Annotated in this window: 26 protein-coding genes; 7 read left to right on the top strand and 19 right to left on the bottom strand. The window is 65.1% G+C overall.

The window, feature by feature from the left end; genetic code table 11:
• Positions 1-252: 252 nt before the first annotated feature.
• A complete protein-coding gene (egtB, locus tag LQG66_RS36630) occupies positions 253-1,503 on the top strand; it encodes an ergothioneine biosynthesis protein EgtB (protein ID WP_231321579.1) in 1,251 nt (416 codons plus the stop codon).
• A 59-nt stretch (positions 1,504-1,562) separates the two neighbouring features.
• A complete protein-coding gene (gene egtD, locus LQG66_RS36625; protein WP_231321577.1) occupies positions 1,563-2,534 on the top strand; it encodes an L-histidine N(alpha)-methyltransferase in 972 nt (323 codons plus the stop codon).
• Here egtD and LQG66_RS36620 read toward each other — a convergent pair.
• The gene (locus LQG66_RS36620; RefSeq protein ID WP_231321575.1) at positions 2,510-3,712 is read right to left on the bottom strand and encodes a low temperature requirement protein A; all 1,203 of its coding nucleotides are present in this window, start codon (positions 3,710-3,712) and stop codon (positions 2,510-2,512) included. The genes egtD and LQG66_RS36620 overlap by 25 nt on opposite strands.
• A 43-nt stretch (positions 3,713-3,755) precedes the next feature.
• Positions 3,756-3,995, bottom strand: a complete 240-nt coding sequence (locus LQG66_RS36615) for a BolA family protein (RefSeq protein ID WP_231321573.1) — start codon at positions 3,993-3,995, stop codon at positions 3,756-3,758.
• A 234-nt stretch (positions 3,996-4,229) separates the two neighbouring features.
• Between LQG66_RS36615 and LQG66_RS36610 the strand changes: the two genes are divergently transcribed.
• Positions 4,230-4,595: a DUF427 domain-containing protein gene (locus LQG66_RS36610; protein ID WP_231321571.1), complete on the top strand. Its 366-nt coding sequence runs from the start codon at positions 4,230-4,232 to the stop codon at positions 4,593-4,595.
• Between the two features lie 82 nt (positions 4,596-4,677).
• Here LQG66_RS36610 and LQG66_RS36605 read toward each other — a convergent pair whose 3' ends face one another.
• Positions 4,678-4,851 (bottom strand): DUF1328 domain-containing protein, encoded by a 174-nt coding sequence (locus tag LQG66_RS36605; protein ID WP_231321569.1) that lies wholly within the window; start codon positions 4,849-4,851, stop codon positions 4,678-4,680.
• A gap of 263 nt (positions 4,852-5,114) precedes the next feature.
• Here LQG66_RS36605 and LQG66_RS36600 point away from each other — a divergent pair, with 263 nt between their 5' ends.
• The gene (locus LQG66_RS36600; RefSeq protein ID WP_231321547.1) at positions 5,115-6,311 is read left to right on the top strand and encodes an acyltransferase family protein; all 1,197 of its coding nucleotides are present in this window, start codon (positions 5,115-5,117) and stop codon (positions 6,309-6,311) included.
• Between the two features lie 123 nt (positions 6,312-6,434).
• Here the strand turns inward: LQG66_RS36600 and purL are convergent, their stop codons facing one another.
• The gene (gene purL / locus LQG66_RS36595) at positions 6,435-8,645 is read right to left on the bottom strand and encodes a phosphoribosylformylglycinamidine synthase subunit PurL (RefSeq protein ID WP_231321545.1); all 2,211 of its coding nucleotides are present in this window, start codon (positions 8,643-8,645) and stop codon (positions 6,435-6,437) included.
• Between the two features lie 198 nt (positions 8,646-8,843).
• Between purL and LQG66_RS36590 the strand changes: the two genes are divergently transcribed.
• Positions 8,844-9,326, top strand: coding sequence for a PaaI family thioesterase (locus LQG66_RS36590; RefSeq protein WP_231321535.1), 483 nt, complete (start codon positions 8,844-8,846; stop codon positions 9,324-9,326).
• A 167-nt stretch (positions 9,327-9,493) separates the two neighbouring features.
• On the opposite strand, the gene LQG66_RS36585 is transcribed toward LQG66_RS36590, so the two are convergent.
• The 5 genes from LQG66_RS36585 to LQG66_RS36565 all read right to left on the bottom strand — a co-directional run bounded on the left by LQG66_RS36585 (position 9,494) and on the right by LQG66_RS36565 (position 13,531).
• Positions 9,494-10,231, bottom strand: a complete 738-nt coding sequence (locus tag LQG66_RS36585; protein WP_231321533.1) for a tetratricopeptide repeat protein — start codon at positions 10,229-10,231, stop codon at positions 9,494-9,496.
• 230 nt (positions 10,232-10,461) lie between these two features.
• Entirely contained in the window at positions 10,462-11,334 is an 873-nt protein-coding gene (locus LQG66_RS36580; RefSeq protein ID WP_231321531.1) for an amidohydrolase family protein, read from the bottom strand.
• A gap of 4 nt (positions 11,335-11,338) precedes the next feature.
• Positions 11,339-12,139: an SDR family NAD(P)-dependent oxidoreductase gene (locus LQG66_RS36575; protein ID WP_231321529.1), complete on the bottom strand. Its 801-nt coding sequence runs from the start codon at positions 12,137-12,139 to the stop codon at positions 11,339-11,341.
• A 10-nt stretch (positions 12,140-12,149) separates the two neighbouring features.
• Positions 12,150-12,698: a carboxymuconolactone decarboxylase family protein gene (locus tag LQG66_RS36570; RefSeq protein ID WP_231321526.1), complete on the bottom strand. Its 549-nt coding sequence runs from the start codon at positions 12,696-12,698 to the stop codon at positions 12,150-12,152.
• Positions 12,699-12,712: 14 nt separating this feature from the next.
• Positions 12,713-13,531, bottom strand: a complete 819-nt coding sequence (locus LQG66_RS36565) for an alpha/beta fold hydrolase (RefSeq protein ID WP_231321524.1) — start codon at positions 13,529-13,531, stop codon at positions 12,713-12,715.
• A 77-nt stretch (positions 13,532-13,608) separates the two neighbouring features.
• Here LQG66_RS36565 and LQG66_RS36560 point away from each other — a divergent pair, with 77 nt between their 5' ends.
• Positions 13,609-14,586 (top strand): LysR family transcriptional regulator, encoded by a 978-nt coding sequence (locus LQG66_RS36560; RefSeq protein ID WP_345778970.1) that lies wholly within the window; start codon positions 13,609-13,611, stop codon positions 14,584-14,586.
• A 2-nt stretch (positions 14,587-14,588) separates the two neighbouring features.
• Here LQG66_RS36560 and LQG66_RS36555 read toward each other — a convergent pair whose 3' ends face one another.
• The 6 genes from LQG66_RS36555 to purC all read right to left on the bottom strand — a co-directional run bounded on the left by LQG66_RS36555 (position 14,589) and on the right by purC (position 19,555).
• Positions 14,589-15,896, bottom strand: a complete 1,308-nt coding sequence (locus LQG66_RS36555) for a cation:dicarboxylate symporter family transporter (protein WP_231321520.1) — start codon at positions 15,894-15,896, stop codon at positions 14,589-14,591.
• 239 nt (positions 15,897-16,135) lie between these two features.
• Positions 16,136-17,461, bottom strand: coding sequence for a DUF1236 domain-containing protein (locus tag LQG66_RS36550; protein WP_231321518.1), 1,326 nt, complete (start codon positions 17,459-17,461; stop codon positions 16,136-16,138).
• A 115-nt stretch (positions 17,462-17,576) separates the two neighbouring features.
• Positions 17,577-18,278 carry a phosphoribosylformylglycinamidine synthase subunit PurQ gene (gene purQ, locus LQG66_RS36545; protein ID WP_231321516.1) on the bottom strand — a complete coding sequence of 234 codons (702 nt, stop codon included), beginning with the start codon at positions 18,276-18,278 and terminating at the stop codon, positions 17,577-17,579.
• A complete protein-coding gene (locus LQG66_RS36540; protein WP_231321514.1) occupies positions 18,275-18,529 on the bottom strand; it encodes a hypothetical protein in 255 nt (84 codons plus the stop codon). Before LQG66_RS36540 ends, purQ begins: the two co-directional genes overlap by 4 nt.
• Positions 18,530-18,532: 3 nt before the next feature.
• Positions 18,533-18,775, bottom strand: a complete 243-nt coding sequence (gene purS, locus LQG66_RS36535; protein ID WP_231321512.1) for a phosphoribosylformylglycinamidine synthase subunit PurS — start codon at positions 18,773-18,775, stop codon at positions 18,533-18,535.
• A 12-nt stretch (positions 18,776-18,787) separates the two neighbouring features.
• On the bottom strand, positions 18,788-19,555 hold the full coding sequence (gene purC / locus LQG66_RS36530; RefSeq protein ID WP_016843454.1) for a phosphoribosylaminoimidazolesuccinocarboxamide synthase: 768 nt from the start codon (positions 19,553-19,555) through the stop codon (positions 18,788-18,790).
• Between the two features lie 312 nt (positions 19,556-19,867).
• On the opposite strand from purC, the gene LQG66_RS36525 reads away from it, so the two are divergent.
• Positions 19,868-20,188, top strand: coding sequence for a DUF1476 domain-containing protein (locus LQG66_RS36525; protein WP_231321510.1), 321 nt, complete (start codon positions 19,868-19,870; stop codon positions 20,186-20,188).
• A 79-nt stretch (positions 20,189-20,267) separates the two neighbouring features.
• Here LQG66_RS36525 and cynS read toward each other — a convergent pair whose 3' ends face one another.
• The 4 genes from cynS to LQG66_RS36505 all read right to left on the bottom strand — a co-directional run bounded on the left by cynS (position 20,268) and on the right by LQG66_RS36505 (position 24,624).
• On the bottom strand, positions 20,268-20,756 hold the full coding sequence (gene cynS / locus LQG66_RS36520; RefSeq protein WP_231321508.1) for a cyanase: 489 nt from the start codon (positions 20,754-20,756) through the stop codon (positions 20,268-20,270).
• A 72-nt stretch (positions 20,757-20,828) separates the two neighbouring features.
• Positions 20,829-21,764, bottom strand: a complete 936-nt coding sequence (locus LQG66_RS36515; RefSeq protein ID WP_231321506.1) for an ABC transporter ATP-binding protein — start codon at positions 21,762-21,764, stop codon at positions 20,829-20,831.
• Positions 21,765-22,217: 453 nt separating this feature from the next.
• On the bottom strand, positions 22,218-23,057 hold the full coding sequence (ntrB, locus tag LQG66_RS36510; protein ID WP_231321504.1) for a nitrate ABC transporter permease: 840 nt from the start codon (positions 23,055-23,057) through the stop codon (positions 22,218-22,220).
• A gap of 181 nt (positions 23,058-23,238) precedes the next feature.
• Positions 23,239-24,624 (bottom strand): CmpA/NrtA family ABC transporter substrate-binding protein, encoded by a 1,386-nt coding sequence (locus tag LQG66_RS36505; RefSeq protein ID WP_231321493.1) that lies wholly within the window; start codon positions 24,622-24,624, stop codon positions 23,239-23,241.
• Positions 24,625-24,705: the final 81 nt, after the last annotated feature.

Raw genomic sequence — 24,705 nt, 5'->3', positions numbered from 1 at the left:
GATCGCGCGCGGACCACATTGGCCACGGCCGACCGTCACCACCCAGCATGTGTAGCGCAAACCGTTGTTCAGCCAAAGTAAAATGCCAAGGAGCGGCGATCGTGGCGCCGACCCGCCGGAGCATAGGCTGACGGCAGCAATATAATGCCTCCGGGAGGGTTTTATCCCGAAACCGAGCCCCCATTTAGGACGAACTGCCCGAAGGAACTTGTTCCGCCGAACGTCGTTTTCTCCCCTCTCACGGAGACCCTCGTGACCAGTTCAGCCTCCGCCACAGCTCAGCTCCCCACCACAGATGCGCTACGGACCTGGTCTGGTCCCCTCCCCGGGAGCCTGATCGAGCGGTTTTTGGCAGTCCGGGACGAGACGGAACGCCGTGCGGCGCCGTTGAGCCCGGAGGATCAGGTCATCCAGTCCATGCCGGATGCAAGCCCGGCCAAGTGGCACCGCGCTCACACGACCTGGTTCTTCGAGCAGTTCGTGTTGGGCGAGCACTGCCAGGAATACCCGCCCTTCCATCCCGACTATGCGTTCCTGTTCAATTCCTATTACGTGAGCGCGGGCCCGCGTCACACCCGTGGCGAGCGCGGCCTGATCACCCGTCCGGGGGCCGCGGACATCGCGGCCTACCGGCAGCATGTCGACGCAGCCATGGTCAAATTCCTGGGCGGCGCCGACGCGGCGACATTCGAGGCCGTGGCGCCGCTGCTGGAGGTGGGCCTGAACCATGAGCAGCAGCATCAGGAGCTGATGCTGACCGATATCCTGCATGCGTTCGCGCAGAACCCGATCGCCCCGGCCTACGATCCATCCTGGAGCTTTCCAGTCCGGTCCGGCACGGGCGACGATTGGATCAGCCTCCCCGAAGGCATCCACACCGTCGGCCACGCCGGGGACGGCTATCATTTCGACAATGAGAGGCCGGCCCACCGGGCCCTCGTCGGGCCGGTCCAGATCGCGCGCAACCTCGTGACCAATGCCGATTGGCTCGCCTTCATGGACGACGGCGGCTACCGGACGGCTACGCTCTGGCTCATGGACGGCTTCGCCACAGCCACGCGCGACGGCTGGCAGGCCCCCGGCCACTGGTACAAGGTCGAGGGCGAGTGGCGCATGATGACGCTCGGCGGATTGCGCTCCATCGACCCGAACGCCCCCGTTTGCCACATCAGCTACTACGAAGCCGATGCGTTCGCGCGCTGGCGCGGCAAGCACCTGCCCACCGAGATGGAATGGGAGATCGCGGCGCGCGGCAATCAGCTCAACGACGCCTTCGGCATCGTCTGGCAATGGACCCGCAGCGCCTATAGCCCGTATCCCGGCTACCGCGCCGTGGAAGGGGCGCTCGGCGAGTACAACGGCAAGTTCATGGTCAACCAGCTGGTGCTGCGCGGGTCATCGCTCGCGACCCCTGCCGGCCACAGCCGTTTCAGCTACCGCAACTTCTTCTATCCGCATCATCGCTGGCAATTCACGGGGCTCCGGCTCGCTGACTACGCCTGAGCCAGTATCAATCCCTAAGCCCGACAAACGCGCCTGTCTGCGCGCGTCAGGAGAGTATCATGAACGTGTACGCGCCCGCCCTGGCCAACGCCCATCTTCCGGACGAGACGACGTCGGCCTTCGCGAGTGATGCGGTTGCAGGTCTCACGCAGCACCCCAAGCTGCTGCCGCCGAAATATTTCTATGACGCGAAGGGGTCGGACCTGTTCGAGCAGATCACGCGCTTGCCGGAGTACTATCCGACGCGCACCGAGCTCGGCATCCTCAGGGATCGCGGGGCCGAGATCGCCAAGATCATTCCCGACGACGCCGCGTTGATCGAGTTTGGCGCCGGTGCGACCACCAAGGTGCGGCTGCTGCTGGAAAGCTGCCGCTTTGCGGCCTATGTTCCGGTCGATATCTCCGGAGACTTTCTGACGGAGCAGGCCGACAGCCTGCGCCGGGATTTCCCCGACCTCGCCGTGCACCCGGTCATCGCCGACTTCACCACGACGTTCAAATTGCCCGATGCCATTCATGGCAAGCCGAAGGTCGGCTTCTTTCCGGGATCGACCATCGGCAATTTCGAGCCGCATGAGGCCTGCCGCTTCCTCCGCTCCGCGCGCGAGATTCTGGGGGCCGGAGCACTGATGGTCGTCGGCGTCGACCTCGAAAAGGAAGAGCGCATCCTGCATGACGCCTACAACGACGGAGCCGGCGTGACCGCGCGCTTCAACCTCAATCTGCTGGTGCGGATCAACCGGGAGCTGGGCGGCAATTTCGACCTGTCGGGCTTCGTCCATCGAGCGATCTACAATCGCGAGCAGCACCGCATCGAGATGCATCTGATCGCGCGGAAGCCGCAGACGGTTCGTCTGCTGGGCACCACCGTCTCGTTCCGCGCCGGCGAGAGCATTCACACCGAGAACAGCTACAAATACAGCATCGAGCGGTTCGGAGCGCTGGCCCGGGGTTCGGGCTGGAGGGTCCGGACGGTCTGGACGGATGCTGCGAAAATGTTCTCCGTTCAGGCGCTGGTCGCGGAGGCATGAGGCTCCGGCTTCGACCGGAGCGAGAGCGCCTCCCACAGCGCGACGATCGCCAGCAGCGCGCTGGTCAACGCGGAGAGAACCAAGGGCGACAGCTCGGTTGCGAACCATCCGAGCCCGATCAGCGCCAGCATGGCGACGCCGTGGGACAACTGCAGGAAGCCCCGGATCTCACGCTTGAACAGGATGGCCCCGAGCAGGAAGACGAACGGACCGCCGATCGTCGTTGCCACCGTGTTCGGGTCTGAGTGACCCAGCGGGTGCTTGAGGACAATCTCGTCGGAAACCGCCGTCAGGATGATGCCGGCCACGATCGGCATGTGGAGATAAGTGTATGCGGAACGGGCGACGCGCCCGGATTCGTTTGAATGCGAGATCAACGCGGAGCCGGCCTCGGCTCCGCGGTTGAAATAGATTCCCCACATGGCCACGCAGCCGACGAACGCGCAGACGAAGGCGGCGACGCTGGCCGCGGTCCAATCGATGTCAGCAAACGTCGCCCCGGTCATGACGATCGACTCGCCCAGCGCGATGAGGATGAAGCCGGCGCAGCGTTCCGCCATGTGGCCGCCCTCGATGGTCCAGTCCTCCAACGTCGAGGCGCCAAGGCCAGGGATCCAGAACCGAACCGACGGCGAGGCATATTCGATGGCGATGGCAGCCCCCCAGAGCATCAGCCGCTGCTCGCCCTCGGCAAAGGCGCCCAGCAGCCAGAACACTGCGGACGCGCTCAGCCAGCACAGGATACGGGTAGCATTTGCCCGCGCCTCGCGGCGCGGCGCGGGTGTCACCAGAACCCAGAACAGCGTCCGGCCGACCTGCATCGCGGCGTAAGCGCTGGCGAACCACAATCCCCGATCCTCGAACGCCCGGGGCATGGCCATCGACAGCACGAGACCGGCCAACATCAGGCCGAACAACAGCAGGCGAACGGGGGTTTTCTCGGGATCGAGCCAGTTGGTGACCCAGGCGGTGTACACCCAGACCCACCACACCGCGAGAAACAGGAGTCCGGTTTCCAGCGCTCCGGGGAGCGTGAAACGACTGAGCAGAAAATGGGAAATCTGCGTTACGGCGTAGACGAAGACGAGATCGAAGAACAGCTCGACGGACGTGACCCGGCCATGCTGGTTCGGCTCCAGCACCCGGAAGAGCGCACCGCTCGAAGTCCCGGCCGCCATCCTTGCTCCTTGCGGTGAGTGCTGTCCTGTCTGCCTGATGCCGTCAGTGCTGGTCAGGCACTCCGGTCTGAAGGGCGAGCGCGTGCAGCACGTCGCCCATCTGGCCACGCAGCGACTGATAGACGAGCTGATGCTGCTGCACGCGGGACTTGCCGCGGAAGGATTCGGAGATCACGGTCGCGGCATAGTGGTCACCGTCGCCGGCGAGATCGCGAATCGTCACCTGGGCGTCGGGAATGGCGGCCTTGATCATCTGCTCGATATCGCGGGCATCCATGGGCATCCCAATGTATCTCCTTCTGTGCTCGGTCCGGAAGCACCCGTCCGTGAGCACGCAGTTCGCCGCCCTTCAGTGCGCCGTCGAACGCGGCGAATCAAGGCGCTCTCGCGCGACCGTGATAAGCAAATTTACCCCGAACCGCTTTCGAGGTCACGCCAGGAACCACTATATACTGCCTAAGGACAAAAAACGCTGGACCGGGTGCCGCACCCTGGTGTCAGCCATGAGGGCGATGACATGAAGCTTCCAGGGCCGGATCACCCGATCACGATTACCCCCCACCCGAAGCGCGTCCGCGTCCTCGCCGACGGCGTTGTGATCGCCGAGACCACGCGGGCGCTCTCGCTGAAAGAAGCCAGCTATCCCGCAGTCCTGTATGTGCCGCGGGACGATGCCAAAACTCAGCTGTTCCAGCGCACCGAACGGGTCACCCATTGCCCCTACAAGGGCGATGCCAGCTATTTCAGCATTCTCGCCAATGGCGGGACCCTGGAGAACGCGATCTGGAGCTATGAGACGCCGTTCCCCGCCATGGCGGAGATTTCGGGCTATCTGGCGTTCTATCCCGACAAGGTGCGGATCGAAGAAGCAAGCGCCGACTGACGTGCAGCCGAGGCGGACGCCGTGCCGTGGGCTTTTTCAGCCAAGCAAAACGGCGGACGCCCCGAGTGACCGCGCGGTCCAACTACACCCTGAAGATCGTCAGTCCCAGGATCAGGAGCACGAGGAAGATCACCAGGAAGACGTAGAACAGAATGCGAGCGATATCGGCGGAAGCTGCCGAGACCCCTGTGAAGCCGAGAATACCGGCGACCACCGAGATCACGAAGAACAGCAGCGCCCATTTCAGAAGAGTCACGATACATTCCTCCACTCATGCGCCGCCCCGGCGCGTTCCGCTCCACTAACGACGGGAATGGGAACCGGTTCCTGGGGTTAGCCTTGCCGACGAAGTTTGCGGCTTCGCGCCGGCTGTTCGGTAACATCAGGCTCGGCGGTCCGTAGCTACGGTCAGGATCGAAAAATCAGCGGGCATGTGTGAGATACCGGCTTGCGGGGCGTCGCGCTTGCTGGTTTGCAGCATCGTCAGCACATTGGACAGGACAGCGGCGCGGGGGGCACATGGTCATATCGGTTACGCAGTCGGCGGCAGCGGCAAAGGTCGAGCTTCAGGCCCGCCCCCGCGCCAGGGCGCGCAACGCAGCGCTCGACCACGCCCGGACATTCCTGACGCTGGTGGTGCTGCTCCACCACGCCGTGATCCCCTACACCTATTTCGGGCACACCGATCCGACGTCCTTCCTCGGCTTCGACTGCATCGTGCTGGCCACCGACAGCTTCTTCATGGCCATGTTCTTCTTCCTGTCGGGCCTGTTCGTGTGGTCGGGCCTTGCGCACAAGTCGACGCTGCAATTCCTGCGCGACCGGTTGCTGCGCCTCGGCCTGCCGTTTGCCATCGCGGCGCTGACCATCATACCGATCGCCTATTATGCGATCGAGCTGCGCGCCAACCCGGACACGACGTTCTCCGCCTTCTGGTGGAAGACCGTCACCGTCGGTCCGTGGCCGAGCGGACCGATCTGGTTCATCTGGGTGCTGCTGACGTTCGACACCTCGGCGGCCCTGCTGTACCGCGTCTCGCCGCGCCTGCTCGAGCCGATCAATCGCCTGTCGCAGCGCGCCTTCGACAATCCGCGCGACTTCTTCTTCGTCTTTCTGCTGATCACGGGCGTGCTCTACATTCCGTCCCGGCTCTATTTCGGGCCGACCTACTGGTTCGAACTCGGCCCGTTCTCGGTCCAGGTCAGCCGTGTGCTGCTCTACGCCGCGTATTTCTACGTCGGCGCGGGAATAGGCTCGGCCAATTTCGAGCGTGGCCTGCTGGCCGCGGAAGGCCAGATGTCGCAGCGCGGGCTCGGCGCCTGGATCGTGGTGACGCTCGTGCCCTACGCGTTGTTGTGGGTCCTCATCACGATCAAGCGTCAGGTGCTCGGCAATCCGCCCGATCTGCCGAACTGGTACGAAGGGGCCTATGGCTTCTTGTTCGTGATCTTCAGCGCCGCGATCATGTTCGCGATCCTGTCCTACTTTCTCAACAACCGCCGCTCGGAATTCTCGGTGCTCGACCGCATGCAGGCCGATGCCTACGGCATGTTCCTGGTGCATTATCCGATCGTGCTGTGGATCCAGTACTGGCTGTTCGACCTCAATCTGCCGGCGATCGCCAAGGCCACGATCGCCTTCGTGGGCACCGTGCTCTTGAGCTGGGGCGCGACCTGGATGCTGCGGCGGATTCCGGGCGCGACGAACATGTTGTAAATGGAGCGCCGTAGCCCGGGCGAGCGAAGCGCGCCCCAGGACAGTGATCCAGATTCCGGACGTCGCTTCGCTCATCTGTGCGACGGCGTCGATATAGACCGTCGCCGTGAAGCGGATGGCGGGTTAGGCCGCCGTCCCGCCCATGTAGCCCGGCAGCCAGCTCTCGGACCGGACCTTGAGCTCAGCAATCTCGACCGACGCCTCGCCGGCGATCGCAAGCGCGGTGCCGCCGGTGGTGCCGATCCGCGTGCAGGGCACGCCGGCACCGCGCATCTTGGCAAGCACGCGACCCGCCTCGGTCTCCGGCACCGTCACGAGATAGCGCGCCTGATCCTCGCCGAACCAATAGGCGTGCGGCACCAGCGCGGCGGGCGCCGCGAGCAGCCGCGCGCCGATGCCTGACGCCATCGCCATCTCGGCGAGCGCCACCAGCAGGCCGCCGTCGGAAAGGTCGTGCGCCGCAGTCGCGGTGCCCGCATGGATCATGCCGCGCACGACATTGCCGTTACGCTTCTCGGTTTCGAGATCGACCGGAGGCGGAGCGCCCTCCTCGCGGCCGCAGACGTCGCGCAGATAGACCGACTGGCCGAGCCAGCCATGGGTCTCGCCGACGAGCAGGATCGCCTCGCCCTCGGCCGTGAAGGCGATGCTCGCCGATTTGGTGAAATCGTCGAGCAGGCCAACGCCGCCGATCGAGGGCGTCGGCAGGATCGCGCGGCCGTTGGTCTCGTTGTAGAGCGAGACGTTGCCGGACACGACCGGGAAGTCGAGCGCGCGGCAGGCCTCCGAGATGCCCTTCAGGCAGCCGACGAACTGACCCATGATCTCAGGGCGCTCCGGATTGCCGAAATTGAGATTGTCGGTGATGGCGAGCGGCCGGCCGCCGACCGCGGTGATGTTGCGCCAGGCTTCCGCGACCGCCTGCTTGCCACCTTCAAACGGGTCGGCTTCACAATAGCGCGGCGTGACGTCGGCGGTCAGGGCCAGTCCCTTCGGGCCATCCTGCACGCGGACCACGGCGGCATCGCCGCCGGGACGCTGCACGGTGTTGCCGAGAATGACGTGGTCGTACTGCTCCCAGATCCAGCGCTTGGAGCACAGGTCCGGCGTTGCGATCAGCTTCTCCAGCGCCGGGATGATGTCCATCGGCGCCTCGACCTCGCGGGCATGGATCACCGGTAGCGCAGGCGACGCCACATGCGGCCGGTCATAGAGCGGCGCCTCGTCGCCGAGCTCCTTGATCGGAAGGTCGGCCATGACGTCGCCGCCATGCTTGACGACGAAACGCTTGCTCGGCGTGGTGTAGCCGACGACGGCGAAGTCGAGCCCCCATTTGCGGAAGATCGCCTCGGCTTCCTTCTCCTTCTCCGGCTTCAGCACCATGAGCATGCGCTCCTGGCTCTCGGAGAGCATCATCTCATAGGCGCTCATGCCGGTCTCGCGGGTCGGCACCGCATCGAGATTGAGATCGACGCCGAGATCGCCCTTGGCGCCCATCTCGACCGCCGAGCAGGTCAGGCCCGCCGCGCCCATGTCCTGGATCGCGATCACGCAATCGGCCGCCATGATCTCGAGGCAGGCTTCCAGCAGCAGCTTCTCGGCAAAGGGATCGCCGACCTGCACGGTCGGGCGCTTCTCCTCGGAGGCATCGTCGAACTCGGCCGAGGCCATCGAGGCGCCATGGATGCCGTCGCGGCCGGTCTTGGAGCCGAGATAGACGATCGGCATGTTCACGCCGGAGGCCGCCGCGAGGAAGATCTTGTCGGAATCGGCGAGGCCGACCGCCATTGCGTTGACCAGGATATTGCCGTCATAGCGGGTGTGGAACCGGGTCTGCCCGCCGACCGTCGGCACCCCGAACGAGTTGCCGTAGCCGCCGACGCCGGCGACCACGCCGGACACGAGATGGCGGGTCTTGGGATGCTCGGGTGCGCCGAACGATAGCGCATTCAGGCAGGCGATCGGGCGCGCGCCCATCGTGAAGACGTCGCGCAGGATGCCGCCGACGCCGGTGGTCGCGCCCTGGTAGGGCTCGATATAGCTCGGGTGGTTGTGGCTCTCCATCTTGAACACGACCGCCTGGCCGTCGCCGATATCGATCACGCCGGCATTCTCGCCCGGGCCCTGGATCACCCAGGGCGCCTTGGTCGGCAGCCCGCGCAGATGAATGCGCGACGATTTGTACGAGCAATGCTCGTTCCACATCGCCGAGAAGATGCCGAGCTCGGTGAAGGTCGGCACCCGCCCGATCAGCTTGAGGATGCGCTCATACTCGTCGGGCTTCAGCCCGTGGGCGGCGACGAGCTCGGGGGTGATCTGCGGTTCATTACGCATGGAGAAATGCCTCTGCCCCGTGGGCCGCTGGTCCCGTGAAGCCTGCTTCATAGAAAGATAGGCGGGAGGGTAAAAGGCCTTTTACGGCCCTATTCCGCCCTGTCCAGAGCTTTGGCCTGGACCCGCCAGCCGGGATATTTGCAGATTGGCGACCAATCGGATTTAAGATGGTAAATCAACAGTTAAAGGCCCTGACACGTGCACGACCTATCCCGTTCCGCCTTCGAGAACCGCCCGGGCATCCACGTCGCCACCGACGGCGAATTCGCCGGCTGGCGGACCTGGATGCGCGACAGCTATGAATCCCACACCGGCCCGTTCTGGCACCGGATGGAGGACGACGGCTCGATTCGCTGCGCCTTCCGAGTCGAGAAGAAGCATTTGAACGGCGGCGGCAACGTCCATGGCGGCTGCCTGATGACCTTCGCCGACTACTGCCTGTTCGCCTTCGCCGCGCGGATCATGCACGGCCCGGGTGTCACCGTCTCGTTCTCGTCCGAATTCCTCGATGCGGCCCGCGAGGGCGAGCTGGTGGAGGCCACCGGCGAGGTTACCCGCGCCGGTGCCTCGCTGATCTTCCTGCGCGGCATGCTGCATTCCGGCAAGCGGCCGCTGTTCTCGTTTTCTGGCACGATCAAGCGGGTGAAGCGGCGGACGCCGGAAACGGCCAGCTCGCCGTAGCACCGAACGAGAAGCAGGAGGGTGGGCAAAGGCGAATTCGTGGCCCATCCTCGCGCGGGCTCGCAGTGGCGCCGTGCCCACCGTCTTGCACCAAGCGCGTCGCGCGACGGTGGGCACGCTGCCGCCTGACGGCGGCCGCTTTGCCCACCCTGCCACACCTTGCTCTATCACCCCGCGAGCTGCTTCTCGGCGATCGCGATCCACTCGGCCTGCGCCTTGCGCACGTGGCGCGGGGCACGCTTCATCTGGATCAGGAGCTCGGTGAACACGATCTTGGCCTCGGCAATCCGGCCGACCAGCTTGAGCAGCATGCCATAGCGGACCTTCGCTTCGCTGCCCGGCGCATAGTCCAGCAGCGCCTGATACTCCTCGAGGGCCTCGTCAGTGCGGCCGGCCTCCTGCAGCGCCCGCGCATACAACAGATGCGCCTCGGCGGAGTTGTAGTCCGGCCAGCTCTTCTGCAGCTCGTCGAGCGTTGCCAGTGCGTCCGCGGGACGTCGGCGGGCGAACTGCGCCTTGGCCTTGCCGAGCGCGAACAACGGCTCGTGGCCCATCGGCAGGCTTAGAATATGATCGTAGTGGTGCTCGGCCTCGTCATAACGCCCGACCACGACGCATTCCTCGGCCAGCGCAGCGCGGTTGGCGATCGTGTCCGTGACCGCCAGGCGGTCGGACAATTCGCGATAGTATTTGTCAGGATCGAGCTTGCTCGCGACGCGCTTGCGCGCCTTCTGGACATCGTGGCTGCCGAGCCATTCGGGGACCAGCTCGACGACGATATAGGCGAGCGCGCCGATCATCGGCACCATCAGGATGATGAAGGCCCAGGGCTGGAGCCGTTCGGTGCGCGAGGCATGGTAGATCAGCGAAATGTCGAGAAGCAAAACGACAAGTGCGACAGGCACGGTAGATCCCCACTCACGGCCAGAACTTTACACGCCGACGTTGATAGCGTGGCCGGCCAGGATCGACAATCCCCGCATCTTCGCAGGCCGCATTGCCGGCATCCGTGTGACGCAGCGGCGCCACGGTGGGTTCAAAGGGCGCACGTTCGGTGATGTCGAAGAGATCAGCGCACCAGACATGGCTGTCCACGAACCTGGACGAGCGGCAATGTCCTCGCGCGACGGGCCCGTCAGCGCGGCGGAGTGTCGAAGCCGAACAGCTCGGCAGGGTTCTCGACGAGCAGCCGCTGCCGCAACGAATCCGACGGCGCGATCTCTGCCACCAGATCGACCAAGGCGGCATCACCGGGCATCGGACCGCTGATGTTGACGTGCGGCCAGTCGCTGCCCCACAGCACGCGCTCCGGTGCGTGCTCGGCCAGACTGCGGGCGAACGGCACCACGTCATGATAGGGCGCGCCCGCGAGCGAGATGCGGTCGGCGCCGCTGAGCTTGACCCAGACTCGCCCGCTGTCGAGCAGGCGAAACAGGATCTCCCGGCATGCCCCAAGGTTCTGGCTCAGATCCGGCCTGGCCATGTGGTCGATGACCACGCGGGCTTCGATCGCCGCAATCAGATCGGCGTAGCGCATGAGATCGGCGCCGGTGACATGGATCGCGACATGCCAGTCGAACGGCCTGACCAGCGCAAGCACGGCCTGCATGCGCTGCGGCGCAGGCGCGCCGCCGAGATGGGCCAGGAAGTTGAAACGCACGCCGCAGACCCCCGCTACATCGAGGCGCCCGACCTCCTCGGCGGATACGTCCGACCCGAGCACGGCGACGCCGCGATAGCGGCCGCGCCCCGCGGCAAGGGCATCGAGCAGCGGGCGATGGTCCCGGCCATGGCCCTGGCTGTGCACGATGACGGCACGGTCGAAGCCGAGACGATCATGCAGCCGGCGCAGCGCGGCTTCGGGCGCCTCCGGCGGCGTGAAGCTGCGATCGTCCGGCAGCGGAAACCGATCGAACGGCCCGAAGATGTGGCAATGCGCGTCGCAGGCGCCGGCAGGCAGCACGCGGCGCCCGGTCTGGATCGAAACGTCGGATATGGCAGCGCTCATGGTCTCAGTCACAGCGGGCGCTCATGCCGCCGTCGACAACGATCTCCGTACCGGTGATGAAGCGCGCCTCGTCGGAGGCGAGAAACAGCGCGGCATTGGCGGTGTCGCGGCCATCGCCCATGAAGCCAAGCGGGATGCGGGCCTGCCGCGTCTGCAGCAGGGCCGCGACGTCGCCGCCGGCACGCTGCCCGGCGAGACGGGCCTCGACCATCGGGGTGTGCATCTGGCCGGGCACGACGGTGTTCACCCGCACGCGCTGCGGCGCGTACTGCACGGCGACGACGCGCGAGAACTGGATCACCGCGGCCTTGGCCGAGGCGTAGCCGACCTGCGCCGCTCCGGTCCAGCGGATGCCCGAGGTGGAGGCCGTGTTGACGATCGCGCCGCCGCCCTGCGCGGCCATGTGCGGCAGCACCGACTTGCAGGTCAGGAAAACGCTTCTGAGGTTGAGATCGAGCTGCCGATCCCACCCCTCCTCCGTCAGTTCGACCGGGCCGCCCGGCGCCGATCCGCCGACATTGTTGACGAGAATGTCGACCCGTCCGAACGCGGCGATACAGGCATCGACCATGGCGGCCACCGCCGCCGCGTTCGTGACATCGCAACTGTGAGCCTGGATGATGCCGCCTTCGGCATGGGCGCGGGCCTGCGTCTCTTCCATGCGTTCGGCGTTGCTGTCGACGGCGAACACCCTGGCGCCCTCGCGCGCGAAGATGACCGCGGCGGCCCGGCCGTTGCCCCAGCCGGGACCGACGCATCCGGCGCCGGTGATGATCGCGACCTTGCCGTCGAGGCGCTTGGTCATGCTTGTCTCCTCATGACATGAGCTCCGGCGTTTCGCCGTCCGGCAGCCCGATGTCGAAGGCGTTGAGGGTGAGCGCCACCAGCGAGTAGTAGCCTGCGATGCCGACCAGATCGACCACGCCGCGCTCGCCGAGGATGCCGGCCGCAGCCGCATGCAGATCATCCGGCACCCGGCCGGTTGCGAGCAGCACTTTCGTGTAGTCGTGAACCAGCTTCGCCGTGCCGTCGGTGAAATCCGGCGCGCACCGCTCCGCGATGGCGCTGATGACGGCCGGGTCGATGCCCGCGGCGAGCGCGTCGCGCTTGTGGGCATACCACTCGACATGCGAGGTCCAGTGCCGCGCCGTCACCAGGATCGCGAGCTCGGACAGAGCGGGTGGCAGTGATGTGTCGTAGCGCACGAACTCGCCGAGCTTCTGGGCGCGGCGTCCGAGCTCCGGACTGTGCAGCCAGGCCCGCAGCGGCGCCGGGACGCGACCACGTTTGCCGGCGATGGCCTCCTCCGCCACCGCGCGCTGCGCGTCATCCATGTCGGCGAAAGCAAGGTCTCTGATGCGCATGCGATCGCTCCCGGTCAAGACGCGCATGGCAGCGCGGGCTGTCCAGCCGGCTGCGCGAGAAACGCGAGAAGGCGTCGCGCCATCTCGGCCGGCGCCTGCACCTGCATCAGATGACCGGCCTCATCGATCCTCGCAAATTGGGCGTGCGGGATCACGCCTGCCAGCGCCGCGACCTGCGTTTCCGGCCGCAACAGATCATGCGCGCCGGCGAGCAGCAGGCAGCGATGCGGGATGTCCCGCAAGCGCCCGAGCAGGTCGACCTTGGCGAAGGCGAGATTGTTGTGCGCGTAGCCGACCGGATCGTTGCCGAGAAAGCGGCCGAGATAGGTGAGGTAGGCGTTGCGATCGCGCCGCAGCTCGGGCGGATAGGAGCGATCCAACGTCTCGGCGGCCACTGCGCGCATGCCAGAACGCATGCAGAGTTCGGACCGCCGGGCCAGATAGTGCACGCGATCCGCATCGACGCTGAGCGCGGGCGCGCATAGCGCCAGGGAGGACACGCGATCCGGATAAGTCAGCGCGAAGTTGACGGCCACCGCAGCGCCCGCGGCGACGCCTGCGATGTCGACCGGTCCCGCGATTCCGAGCGCTGCGAGCAGCCGGTGGAGATCACCGACGTGATCACCGAAACTGAAGGACGATCGCGGCTTCTCCGACAGTCCGGCCCCGCGCAGATCATATCGCAGAACATGCCGATCGTCCCGCAGCGCTGACATGAAGGCATCGAAGCTGTCGAGGCTGCCGCCGAGCTCGTGCAGCAGCACGAGGGTCCGCGCTCCCTTACCCGTCGCTTCGTAGCGCAGGGTCAGTCCGTCGAGATGGATCCAGTTCATGGGCAAAAGGCTCGTCTCATCCTGGTGAGTGCCGGCTGAACGGCACTGTTTGACTCGTCATGGTCAGCTTGCAATAAATTGCGGCAGGCGGCGGCGCGGAGGACACGGCCATCGACATCCGCGAGCTTCGTTACTTCGTGCAGGTGGCGCGCGCGGGCAGCCTGAGCCGGGCGTCGGCGATGCTCAACGTTGCACAGTCTGCCCTGAGCCGGCAGCTGATGAAGCTGGAACACGAGCTCGGCGTCGCGCTGCTGGTGCGACACGGCCGTGGTGTCCGTCTGACCCGCGCAGGCACCACGTTTCTCGAGCACGCGCACGCCGTGTTGCTGCAGATCGATCAGATGCCGGGCGCGGTCCGCTCGCCCGACTCGAGCTTTGCCGGCCACATCGTGCTGGGGGTGCCGCCCGTCGCCGGCCTGCGCATCGCGCCATCGGTGGTGGTCGAGCTGCGCAAGCGCTGGCCGCAGGCTTCGGTGCAGGTCCGCGAAGGCATCAGCTCCTCGCTGGAAGAATGGCTGCTCGACCGCCGGCTCGACATTGCCGTGCTCTACAATCCACCGCCGCTCGACGGCATCGAGCTCGCACCGATCCTGCACGACCGCATGGTCGTTGCAGCTCCACCGGATCAATCGGGCGAGACGGCTTCCGACACGATCCGTTGGCGCGAGCTGGCAGGATTGTCGCTCATCCTGCCGAGCCTTCCGCACAGCAACCGGCGCCTGATCGAGCAGGCGGCGATCCAGAACGGCGCACGGCTCAACGTCGCCTTCGAGGTCGACAGCGTGAGCATGACCAAGGCCATGGTCAAGCGCGGCCTGGGCGCGACGATCCTCGCCTATGCGGCGGTGGCCGCCGAGGCCGAGCGCGGCGAGCTCAGCATCCGGTCGATCGAGCGGCCTCCGTTGATCTCGACCGTCTCGATCGGCATGCCGCGCGAGCGCCAGCCGACCTGGCTGGCGGAGCAGTTGCGCGCCTTGGTGCGCGACGCCATCGCGCAGAGCGTCGGCGACGGCAGTTGGCCCGGCGCGACGATGATCGACGACTACGTGCGCTGAGCTCATTCGCCGGCACCGACGATGGCCGCGCGTGCAGCTTCTGCGTCATCCTCAACAGGCGCAGCAGCGCCGCGCGCCAGATAGGCGTCGAGCTTCGCCGTATCCAACGCATTCTCCCAGCGCGCGATGGCAAAGACCGCGACCGTGTTGCCGACCACGTTGGTGAGCGCGGTGCAGGTCGCCATCAGCCGGTCGATCCCGAACAGGAGGCCGAGGCCGTTCAGCGGCAGCACCCGCACGGACTGCAGCGTCGCTGCCAGCTTGATGAAGGCGCCGCCCGCGACCGTCGTGCCGCCCTTCGACGTCAGCAGCATCACGGCGAGCACCGCGACCTGCTGCCCGTAGGAGAACGGCGTATCGGTCGCCTGGGCGATGAAGCCGACAGCGATGGCCATGTAGATGCCGGTGCCGTCGAGATTGAAGCTGTAGCCCGCCGGCAGGACAAAGCCGACGATGGAGCCGTCGCAGCCGGCCTGCTCGAGCTTCTGCATCAGGCGCGGCAGCGCGACTTCGCCGGAGGCCGTGCCGAGCACCAGCAGCAGCTCCTCTCTGATGAGCCGCAGCAGCTTGAAGAGAGACAGTCTCATGATGGCGCAGACGGCACCGAGCACGACGACCACGAAGACGACCGCGGTGACCCAGTAGAGCAGCACGACCTTGCCCAGATAGAGCAGCGTGGCGCCGCCATGGGTGCCGACCGCCGCGGCCATCGCGCCGAAGGCGCCGATGGGCGCCAGCTTCATGATGAACCCGAGCATACGAAACAAGACATCCTGCCCCTCCTCGATGCCGTGCAGGATGGCCGAGTCCTTCTTCAGGCCGACGCTCAGCGCCGCACCGACCATCACCGAGATCAACAGAACCTGGAGAATCTCGCCCTTGGCGAATGCATCGACGATCGTGGTCGGAATGATGCTGAGAAAGAAGCCGACAGCGGTGAAGCTGCTCGCCGAGTTGGAGATGCGCGTCACGCTTTCGTTGAGCGCGAGGTTGCCCGCATGCAGCCCGTCGCCGGGCTGGACCACATTGACCGCGATGAAACCCACCACCATGCCGAGCGTGGTCAGGATCTCGAAATACAGCAGGGATTTGAAGGCGAGGCGGCCGAGCTGCCGCATGTCGCGCACGTGGGTCAGTCCGAGCACGACCGAACAGAAGATGATGGGTCCAAGCATCATGCGCAGGAGCGCGATGAAGCCGTCGCCCAGGGGTTTCATCTGCGTGGCCGCCTCGGGCGCCATCAGACCGAAGACGATCGCGAGCACGATCGCGACCAGCACTTGCACGTAAAGCTGGCGGATGATCGCCATGGCTCGTTTCACTCCCTTATGGACGAGATGAATCCTCGTTCCCGTTTGTGAGCGAACTAGAGCAGACGCGAGCGTGCTATGTCCAAATCAATCTTTAGATGGCCTTCTATGCTGGAACGGCATGGCTCGTGGCCGCGCCGAGGCATGCAGCAAATGGAGTGAGACGACATGCCGTCGGCGCAGCAAAAGGGCGGAAGCGCGTGGCGCTCCCGCCCTTGGCCGTTCACATGCAACAACTGCTATTGCTGCTGGTCGATGACCTGCACGACCTTCTGGTCGCGCGGATCGATCAGCACCACCTGGTCGCCGATCGCCAGATACTGGTAGTTCGCGAGCTCCGGATTGGCGCGGGCGAGCTCGTCGGGCACGCGGCGCAGGCTCAGGCAGCTCGATCCGGAGGACGATGACGATGACGACGTCGTCGATCCGACAGTGCCCGTTTCCGTGGCCGCGCGTCGCAGGATCTGGCGCTGATCGTCGGACAGCACGATGCGGGTCGAGCTCACACCATAGCCACCGCGATCATAGCCGTGATCGGCGCGCACGCCGTTCTGCGGAATGACGTCGACGATCTCGCGGCTCTGTGGATCGATGATCGCGATCTCGTCATGCACGACCGTGTACTCGTAGCCGCGATATTCCGGCACGATGGTCACGATGTCCGAGGGCAGCGGGCGAGGCCGCACGCGCTCGGGCAGGCGCTCGCCGACATTGATGCGGATATCGATGTCGGTGCGGGCGCGGTCGAAGTCGCGATCGTGGCGCAGCTGATCGATGACGCGCGTGCGCTGCTGATCGTTGACCGACACCGCGGTGCCGGGGCGTTTGCCGTCGGGCTGGGTCTGGTTGCCAGCCTGGTTGGTCGCATCCGGCTTCCGCGCGTCGCCGGTGGCCGGACCGGACTTCGGATCCTGCTGCGCGGCCGACTTGTCGTCGCCACGGTTCGGCTGGGTGACCTGCTTGCTGCGGTCGGTGTCCGGCTTGTCCGCGGTTTTGTCGGACGCACGATTGCCACGCTCGTCCCGGCTCTGACCGGCCTTGTCGGCGCTGTTGCGATCCGCCTCGCGGTCGGACTTGCGATCGGTCGCGCCCGACTTGCTGGTCTCGGCGGCGCGATCATCGGTCTTGCGCTCGTCGGCGTGCCCCTGCTGCTTCTCCTGGGGCTTGTCCTGAGCCTTGTTCTTGCCGTCGGCCTGCTTGTTCTCGGCGCCATCCTTGGCGTCGCGATCGCGCTGCGCAGAGGTCGGCCCGCGCTCGCCCTTGGACTGCTCCACGCCCTGCTTGCCCTCTGGTACCGAGCGCTCCTGGGCCTGTTCTCGCACGGGCTCGCGCGCGGTCGGCGGCTCGGCGCGACGCGGCTCCTGCGCGCCCTGCTTCGTCTCGGACGCAGCGCGTTCGGCTGCTGCGGGCCCGCCTTTGGCCTCGGCAGCCGGACGGGCCGCCTCGCGCGGAGCCGCCGCAGGCCCGCCCTCATGCTTCATCTCGGATTGCGCGGATGCGGCACCCGATGCGGTACCGATCGCCAGAATGATTGCGGCCGTTCCCAGCCAATGTTTCGTCATCATGTCAGAACCTCCTTGGTCCCTGCCCCAGTGGGAATCGGGCGGACAACGCAAACAACCGCCCGGCGTTGCCGGGCGGGGCGAGAAAAAACCTACGGAACGATTTGGAAGAACAGCCTTAGGCTGCGCGATCGAGATGCGCCACCAGGCCTGCGAACAGGCCGCGGCCGTCGGTGCAGCCCATGATGTCTTCGACGTGATTCTCGGGATGGGGCATCATGCCGAGCACGTTGCCGCTCTCGTTGACGATACCGGCGATCGAATGTGCGGCACCGTTGATGTTGCTGAGGTCGCCGACCTCGCCTTCGGCCGAGCAGTAGCGATAGAGCACGCGCCCGTCGCCGTTGAGCCGCTTCAGCGTCTCCTCATCCGCCGCATAATTGCCCTCGCCATGGGCGACCGGCACGCGGATGACCTGGCCGGCATTGTAGCCGCGGGTGAACGGCGAGTCCGACCGCTCGACCCGCAGATGCACGTCCTTGCAGATGAATTTGAGCTTGTCGTTGCGCATCAGGACGCCCGGCAGCAGGCCGGATTCGCACAGGATCTGAAAGCCGTTGCAGACGCCGAGCACGAGGCCTCCCTTGGCCGCGTGATCGCGTACCGCGTCCATCACCGGCGCCCGCGCCGCGATCGCGCCACAGCGCAGGTAGTCGCCGTAGGAGAAGCCGCCTGGGACGACGACGAGGTCCGTGCCCTTGGGCAGCGCCGTCTCGGCGTGCCAGACCATCGCCGGCTCATGGCCTGAGATCATGCGCAGCGCGCGCGCCATGTCGCGTTCGCGATTGATGCCTGGGAAGACGAGGACGGCGGATTTCATAGCGTGGGAACATCGCTGAGTTCGAGGCGCCGCTCGATCCTGTCGAGACGGCCCTCGTGGCGAACCAAGGTGGCGTGAATGCCGGAGAGCTCCTGGTGAACTCCGGTGATCTCCTGACGAAGAGCGATCTGAGCCGTGCGCGAGGCCTGGGCTTCCAACTTGAGCTCGTCGATCTTACCGTCGACCTGCGCGAGTCGCGCCTGAATCGACTTCAGGATCTCATACATGAGCTCGTTGGTGACGGCAGCCATGCCCTACCCCAGCAGCTCCACCCGATAGTTTTCGATCACCGTATTCGCCAGCAGCTTGTCGGCGGCCGCCTTCAGCGCGGCTTCCGCCTTGGCCTGGTCTGCGCCGGCGAGCTCGATGTCGAACACCTTGCCCTGGCGCACGCTCGCGACACCGTCGACCCCGAGCGATTTGAGGGCGCCCTCGATCGCCTTTCCCTGGGGATCGAGGATGCCGGATTTCAGCGTCACCGTGACACGCGCTTTCACGTCTTCAATCCCTTAGCTCTTGACCAGAACCGGGCCCGAGCCCGCCGGGCGCTCGTTCTCGATGAGGATGCCGAGCCGCTTGGCGACCTCGGTATAGGCCTCCAGCAGGCCGCCAAGATCACGGCGGAAGCGGTCCTTGTCGAGCTTCTCGTTCGACTTGATGTCCCACAGCCGGCAGGAATCAGGGGAAATCTCGTCGGCGACGATGATCCGCATCATCTCGTTCTCGAACAGCCGGCCGCATTCCATCTTGAAATCGACCAGGCGGATGCCGATTCCCAGGAAGAGCCCGGTCAGGAAGTCATTGACGCGGATGGCCAGCGCCATGATGTCGTCGATCTCCTGGGGCGTGGCCCAGCCGAACGCGGTGATGTGCTCTTCCGACACCATGGGGTCATTGAGCTGGTCGTTCTTGTAATAGAATTCGATGATCGAACGCGGCAGCTGGGTGCCCTCCTCGATGCCGAGGCGCTGCGACAGCGAGCCCGCTGCCACGTTGCGCACGACGACCTCGAGCGGCACGATCTCGACCTCGCGAATCAGCTGTTCGCGCATGTTCAGACGGCGGATGAAGTGGGTCGGCACCCCGATATCGTTGAGGTGCTGAAACAGGTACTCCGAGATGCGGTTGTTGAGGACGCCCTTGCCTTCGATTACCTGGTGCTTCTTGGCATTGAAGGCGGTAGCGTCGTCCTTGAAGTGCTGGATCAGGGTGCCCGGCTCCGGACCTTCGTAAAGGACCTTGGCCTTGCCTTCATAAATGCGACGCCGACGGCTCATTGGGATGTACCGTGTTTTGTTAAAATCCATGAATTGCTGGGCTCCGGATGACTTTAGGACAGGACCACGACGGAGCTGCCGCGAGGGCCTGGACCTCTAAGGAAACAGAACAAGAACCGGGCCTGGTGGAAACCTATCTGATTGGTGCCCTGAGCACAATCGATCCGCATCCTCGCGACCGACTTTTACCATTCTTCGCTGCGGCCTCGTGCCGGTTGTCTTAGCGAGTTGTTCCAATTATTTAGGCACGCGGACACCCGCCCGCAACCGCCGTACGGTTAACCCTCTTCGGCAACACTGGAAGTTCCGGCCATGACCACATTCGACAAGCGCGAGGAAGCCTTCGAAAGGCAGTTTGCCCATGACGAGGAGCTGAAATTCAAGGCAGAGGCCCGCCGCAACAAGCTGCTCGGGCTGTGGGCGGCCGAAAAGCTCGGTAAATCCGGCGCCGACGCCGACACCTATGCCAAGGAGGTCGTCGCGGCCGATTTCGAGGAGGCCGGCGACGGCGACGTGCTGCGCAAGGTGCTGGGTGACCTCACCGCCAACGGCGCAGCCATCACCGAAGCCGAGGTCCGCGCCAAGATGAGCGAGCTGCTGGCGACGGCAGTGGCCCAGGTGAAGGCGGGATAGCGTGAGAGGCGAATAGCGAATTGGGAGTAGCGAATGGGGATGTCCTTCCCCTATTCGCTACTCGCCATTCGCAACTCGCCTATTCCTCTTTAAATCCGTATTCCGGCACGTTGCCGCTGGCGCCGTAGTATTTGTACGGCAGGAACTTGCCCGACATCGTGATCTTGACGCGGTCGCCCTTGGCATTGGGCAGGCGCTCCATCACCATGTCGAAATCGATCGCCGACATGATGCCGTCGCCGAACTCCTCCTGGATCAATTCCTTCCAGGCCGGACCGTTGATCATCACGAGCTCATAGAAGCGGTAGATCAGCGGATCTGTCGGCGGCATCTGGACGCCCTCGCCGCGCATCGGCGTCTCGTTGAGCATCGTGATCTCGGACTTCGAGAGGCCGAACAGCTCGCCGGCATTGGCGGCCTGCGGCTTGGTCAGCTTCATCTGGCCGAGCACGGCGCCGACGATCAGCACCTCGGAATAGCCGCCGATCTGTTCGCAGATGTACTTCCAGCTCCAGCCCTTCTCGCGCTTGATGTCGAGCAGCTTCTCGGTGAGGTCGGATCGTTTCATGCTTGGTCTCCCTTCTCATCGTCATGGCCGGGCTTGTCCTGGCCATCCACGTCTTGATTGCTGTGGTTTGCCTCACGAAAGCGTGGATGGCCGGGCCAAGCCCGGCCATGACGCCTGTCGTGCCTCTGACGTCGGCGCCTCAAAGCCGGACGTCACCGTCAATTCGGGCTTGCCGATCCGCACCGCCGGCACCTTGCGCGGGTCGTGACCGGGCGTCTCGGCGGTGAACGTCTTGCTGCGGCTGACCAGGAAGTCGATGATGTGGTTGCGCAGCGCGTAGTACAGCGGATGGCGATGCAGGTCGCCGCGCAGACGATCCTTCGGCAGCGGGTTCTCGACGATCTCCGCCAGCACCGCGCCGGGTCCATTGGTCATCAGCACGATCTTGTCGGCGAGATAGATCGCCTCATCGACGTCGTGGGTGATCATGAACACGGTCTGCCCGGTCTCGACGCAGATGCGGCGCACCTCGTCCTGCAGGGTGCCGCGCGTCAGCGCATCGAGCGCCGAGAACGGCTCGTCCATCAGCATGATCTTCGGCGTGATCGACAGCGCGCGGGCAATGCCGACGCGCTGCTTCATGCCGCCGGACAGCTCGGAGGGACGCTTGTGCTCGGCGCCGGAGAGGCCGACGAGGTCGATGTATTTCAGCGCATGCGCCTTGACCCTGGCGCGATCCCATTTGCGCCATTTCGAGCTGACGGCGTAAGCGACGTTGCCGAGCACAGTCCGCCACGGCAGCAGTGCGTGGCTCTGGAAGATGACGGCGCGATCGAGGCTCGGGCCCTCGATGGCCTGGCCGTCGACGATCACAGCGCCCTCGCTCGGCACATCGAGACCCGCCAGAATGTTGAGCACCGTGGTCTTGCCGCAGCCGGAATGACCGATCACACAAACGAATTCGCCGCGACCCATCGCGAGCCACAGGTTCTCAAAGATCGTCGTGCTGCGCGATCCGTCGTAGCGCTTGGCGATGCCTTCGATGGAGATGAATTTGTCAGAGGTCATCGGCCACCCTCCACAACGACGGTGCGCCCCCTCTCCCCGTTCTTCACGGGGAGAGGGTTGGGGTGAGGGGCAGCCCCACGATCGGTGCAAGCGGAGAATGTGCGTAAGAGGCAGACGCGCCGGAAGCGCGAGTCGAGAGACCAGTCCCCCCTCACCCGGATTGCATCTTCGATGCAATCCGACCTCTCCCCGCAAGCGGCAGGGCGATCGCATATAGCGATCTCTATCTTGCGCCCGTCTGTTTCCACGTCGTCATGGCCGGGCCTGACCCGGCCATCCACGTCTGTTTGGCCCGGAAAGAAAGCCGTGGATGCCCGGGTCAAGCCCGGGCATGACGAGTAACTAATTGGCGCGCTCGCTCGTCGCAACCGCCTATCCCGGTCAAATGCGATCGCCCTGCCGCTTGCGGGGAGAGGTAAGGGCGCAGCGCCGTTTTGGGTGAGCATCATCCTCCTACTCCGGAAACGTCACGAGCCGCGAGACCCGCGCCAGGATCTGGTCCAGCGCCATGCCGACAAGACCGATCAGCAGGATCGCGATGATCACGTTGGTGATCGAGAGGTTGTTCCACTCGTTCCAGACGAAATAGCCGATGCCGGTGCCGCCGACCAGCATCTCGGCGGCGACGATCACGAGCCAGGCGATGCCGATCGAGATCCGCATGCCCGTCAGGATCGTCGGCGCCGCTGCGGGCAGGATCACCGTGAAGGCGCGGCGGAGATTGCCGACCTCCAGCGTCCGCGCGACGTTGATCCATTCCTTGCGCACGCTGGCGACGCCGAAGGCGGTGTTGATCAGCATCGGCCACACCGAGCAGATGAAGATGACAAAGATCGCCGACAGGCTGGAATCCTTGATCGTGTAGAGCGCGAGCGGCATCCAGGCCAGCGGCGAGATCGGCTTCAGGATCTGGATGAACGGATCGAGCGCCTTGCTCATCAAGGGCGACATGCCGATCAGAAAGCCGAGCGGGATCGCGATCGCGACTGCGATCAGATAGCCGAGCATGACCCTGCCGAGCGAGAATGCCAGCTGGATGCCGAGCCCCTTGTCATTCGGGCCGTTGTCATAGAACGGCCGCCGCAGGTGCTCCCACAGCTTGGCGCCGACATCGAGCGGGCCGGGCATCGCCGACTTGCCCTGCGTCGCAGTCAGGCCCATCAGCTTGGCGTATTCCGGGCTCATGTTGGCAGCCGTCCCCGTGCCGCGCGTGGCGAGGTGCCAGGCGCCGAGGAACACGGCGAGCAGCACGATCGAGACGACGGCGGCGCGCAGCCGGAGTGAGGCGGTCATCAGTCGCCACGCCTACAGCTGTCGTCCCTGCGAACGCAGGGACCCATAACCACCGAACTCAGTTGACGGATAAGACAGTCGCTACCGCCCTTGCCCCAAGAGAAGTCACGGCGTATGGGTCCCCGCTTTCGCGGGGACGACACCGGTGGTGTGGTCAGCAGAGTCGCGCGCATCCGCATCATCACGACGCCTTCTTGATCTTGAAGCTCGCGACATAGTCGTCCGGCTTGGTCGGGTCGAACGGCTTGCCCATCACCGAGAACGACTTGTAGGAGTCCTTCGGCGGCGAGAGCCCCATCTCGGTCATGACCTTGCGGGTATCGGTAGCGAGATAGATCTGCTCGGCGACCGCCTTGTAGTCGACGTCGCCCTTGATCTGGCCCCAACGCTTCATCTGGGTCAGCATCCACACCGCGAACGACTGCCACGGGAACGGATCGAAATCGACGCGCTTCGGATCGGTCTTCACGCCGCCCAGACCGTCGGCATAGGTGCCGGTCAGGACCTGCTCCAGCACGGTCACCGGCGCGTTGATGTAGTTGGCAGGCGCGATGGCTTCCGCGATCTGCTTGCGGTTCTCGGCCTTCGACGCATAGGCGGTGGCATCGACGATGGCGCGGGTCAGCGCCGCAAAGCTGTTCGGCGCCGCCGTGATGAACTCGCGGCTCGCGGCGAAGCTGCAGCAGGGATGACCGTCCCAGATCTCCTTCGAGAGAATGTGCAGGAAGCCTGCGCCATCATAGATCGCGCGCTGGCAGATGTTGTCGGGCGCGAGGAAGCCGTCGATGTTGTCGGCGCGGAGGTTCGCGACCATCTCCGGCGGCGGCACCGAGCGCAGCTGCACGTCGGTGTCGGGATCGATGCCGTGCTCGGCGAGATAATAGCGCAACAGATAATTGTGCATCGAGTAGTCGAACGGAATGGCGAACTTCATGCCCTTCCAGTCCTTCGGGTCGCGCTTGTCCTTGTGCTTCATCGCCAGCACGATGCCCTGCCCGTTGATGTTCTCGATCGCGGGCACGGTGAACGGAATCGGCTGTGCACCAAGGCCGAGCGAGATCGCGATCGGCATCGGCGCCAGCATGTGCGAGGCGTCGTATTCCTTGTTGATCGTCTTGTCGCGAATGACCGCCCAGCCGGCGGTCTTGACGACCTCGACGTTCAAGCCGGCTTTGGCGTAGAAGCCGAGCGGCGCGGCCATGATGATCGGCGTGGCGCAGGTGATCGGGATGAAGCCGACCTTGAGATCCTTCTTCTCGGGCGCGCCTGACTCCGCAAATGCCTCCGTCGCCGTCTTCAGCGGGAAGAACTGCGAGACCGCGGCCAGGGCCGTCGCGGCACCGACCGACTTCAGGAACGCGCGACGGGTGGCGGCTTCCGGAAACACCGCGCGCAGCACCGCCGAGGCCACGACGTTCTCGTAGCGCTTCTCATGGGACTCCACGACCGGCTCACAACGCAGCGCCGGCACGGCGCGCTCATGTTCGGCCGGACTGCGATGCTGGCCGCAGATACAACCGGCATTCACGCTGGACCCGGCATCGAACGGATCATCGAAAATCGACATGTGCTGCGCCCCTTTGTCACACCTGCGCTATCAGCGCCTTCGAACTGCTCATCCGGCCGCATTTTTCGGCGGCCGGACGTG

It is taken from the genome of Bradyrhizobium ontarionense (genome assembly GCF_021088345.1).
In the GTDB taxonomy this organism is placed as follows: domain Bacteria; phylum Pseudomonadota; class Alphaproteobacteria; order Rhizobiales; family Xanthobacteraceae; genus Bradyrhizobium; species Bradyrhizobium ontarionense.
This window is presented reverse-complemented; position numbering and strand designations above follow the sequence as displayed.

Bases quoted from the DNA above. Each gene is read 5' to 3' on its own strand.
- egtD (WP_231321577.1), top strand. From the start codon at position 1,563: ATGAACGTGTACGCGCCCGCCCTGGCCAACGCCCATCTTCCGGACGAG.
- LQG66_RS36620 (WP_231321575.1), bottom strand. From the start codon at position 3,712: ATGGCGGCCGGGACTTCGAGCGGTGCGCTCTTCCGGGTGCTGGAGCCG.
- LQG66_RS36615 (WP_231321573.1), bottom strand. From the start codon at position 3,995: ATGCCCATGGATGCCCGCGATATCGAGCAGATGATCAAGGCCGCCATT.
- LQG66_RS36610 (WP_231321571.1), top strand. From the start codon at position 4,230: ATGAAGCTTCCAGGGCCGGATCACCCGATCACGATTACCCCCCACCCG.
- LQG66_RS36600 (WP_231321547.1), top strand. From the start codon at position 5,115: ATGGTCATATCGGTTACGCAGTCGGCGGCAGCGGCAAAGGTCGAGCTT.
- purL (WP_231321545.1), bottom strand. From the start codon at position 8,645: ATGCGTAATGAACCGCAGATCACCCCCGAGCTCGTCGCCGCCCACGGG.
- LQG66_RS36580 (WP_231321531.1), bottom strand. From the start codon at position 11,334: ATGAGCGCTGCCATATCCGACGTTTCGATCCAGACCGGGCGCCGCGTG.
- LQG66_RS36575 (WP_231321529.1), bottom strand. From the start codon at position 12,139: ATGACCAAGCGCCTCGACGGCAAGGTCGCGATCATCACCGGCGCCGGA.
- LQG66_RS36570 (WP_231321526.1), bottom strand. From the start codon at position 12,698: ATGCGCATCAGAGACCTTGCTTTCGCCGACATGGATGACGCGCAGCGC.
- LQG66_RS36565 (WP_231321524.1), bottom strand. From the start codon at position 13,531: ATGAACTGGATCCATCTCGACGGACTGACCCTGCGCTACGAAGCGACG.
- LQG66_RS36555 (WP_231321520.1), bottom strand. From the start codon at position 15,896: ATGGCGATCATCCGCCAGCTTTACGTGCAAGTGCTGGTCGCGATCGTG.
- LQG66_RS36550 (WP_231321518.1), bottom strand. From the start codon at position 17,461: ATGATGACGAAACATTGGCTGGGAACGGCCGCAATCATTCTGGCGATC.
- purQ (WP_231321516.1), bottom strand. From the start codon at position 18,278: ATGAAATCCGCCGTCCTCGTCTTCCCAGGCATCAATCGCGAACGCGAC.
- LQG66_RS36540 (WP_231321514.1), bottom strand. From the start codon at position 18,529: ATGGCTGCCGTCACCAACGAGCTCATGTATGAGATCCTGAAGTCGATT.
- purC (WP_016843454.1), bottom strand. From the start codon at position 19,555: ATGAGCCGTCGGCGTCGCATTTATGAAGGCAAGGCCAAGGTCCTTTAC.
- LQG66_RS36525 (WP_231321510.1), top strand. From the start codon at position 19,868: ATGACCACATTCGACAAGCGCGAGGAAGCCTTCGAAAGGCAGTTTGCC.
- cynS (WP_231321508.1), bottom strand. From the start codon at position 20,756: ATGAAACGATCCGACCTCACCGAGAAGCTGCTCGACATCAAGCGCGAG.
- LQG66_RS36515 (WP_231321506.1), bottom strand. From the start codon at position 21,764: ATGACCTCTGACAAATTCATCTCCATCGAAGGCATCGCCAAGCGCTAC.
- ntrB (WP_231321504.1), bottom strand. From the start codon at position 23,057: ATGACCGCCTCACTCCGGCTGCGCGCCGCCGTCGTCTCGATCGTGCTG.
- LQG66_RS36505 (WP_231321493.1), bottom strand. From the start codon at position 24,624: ATGTCGATTTTCGATGATCCGTTCGATGCCGGGTCCAGCGTGAATGCC.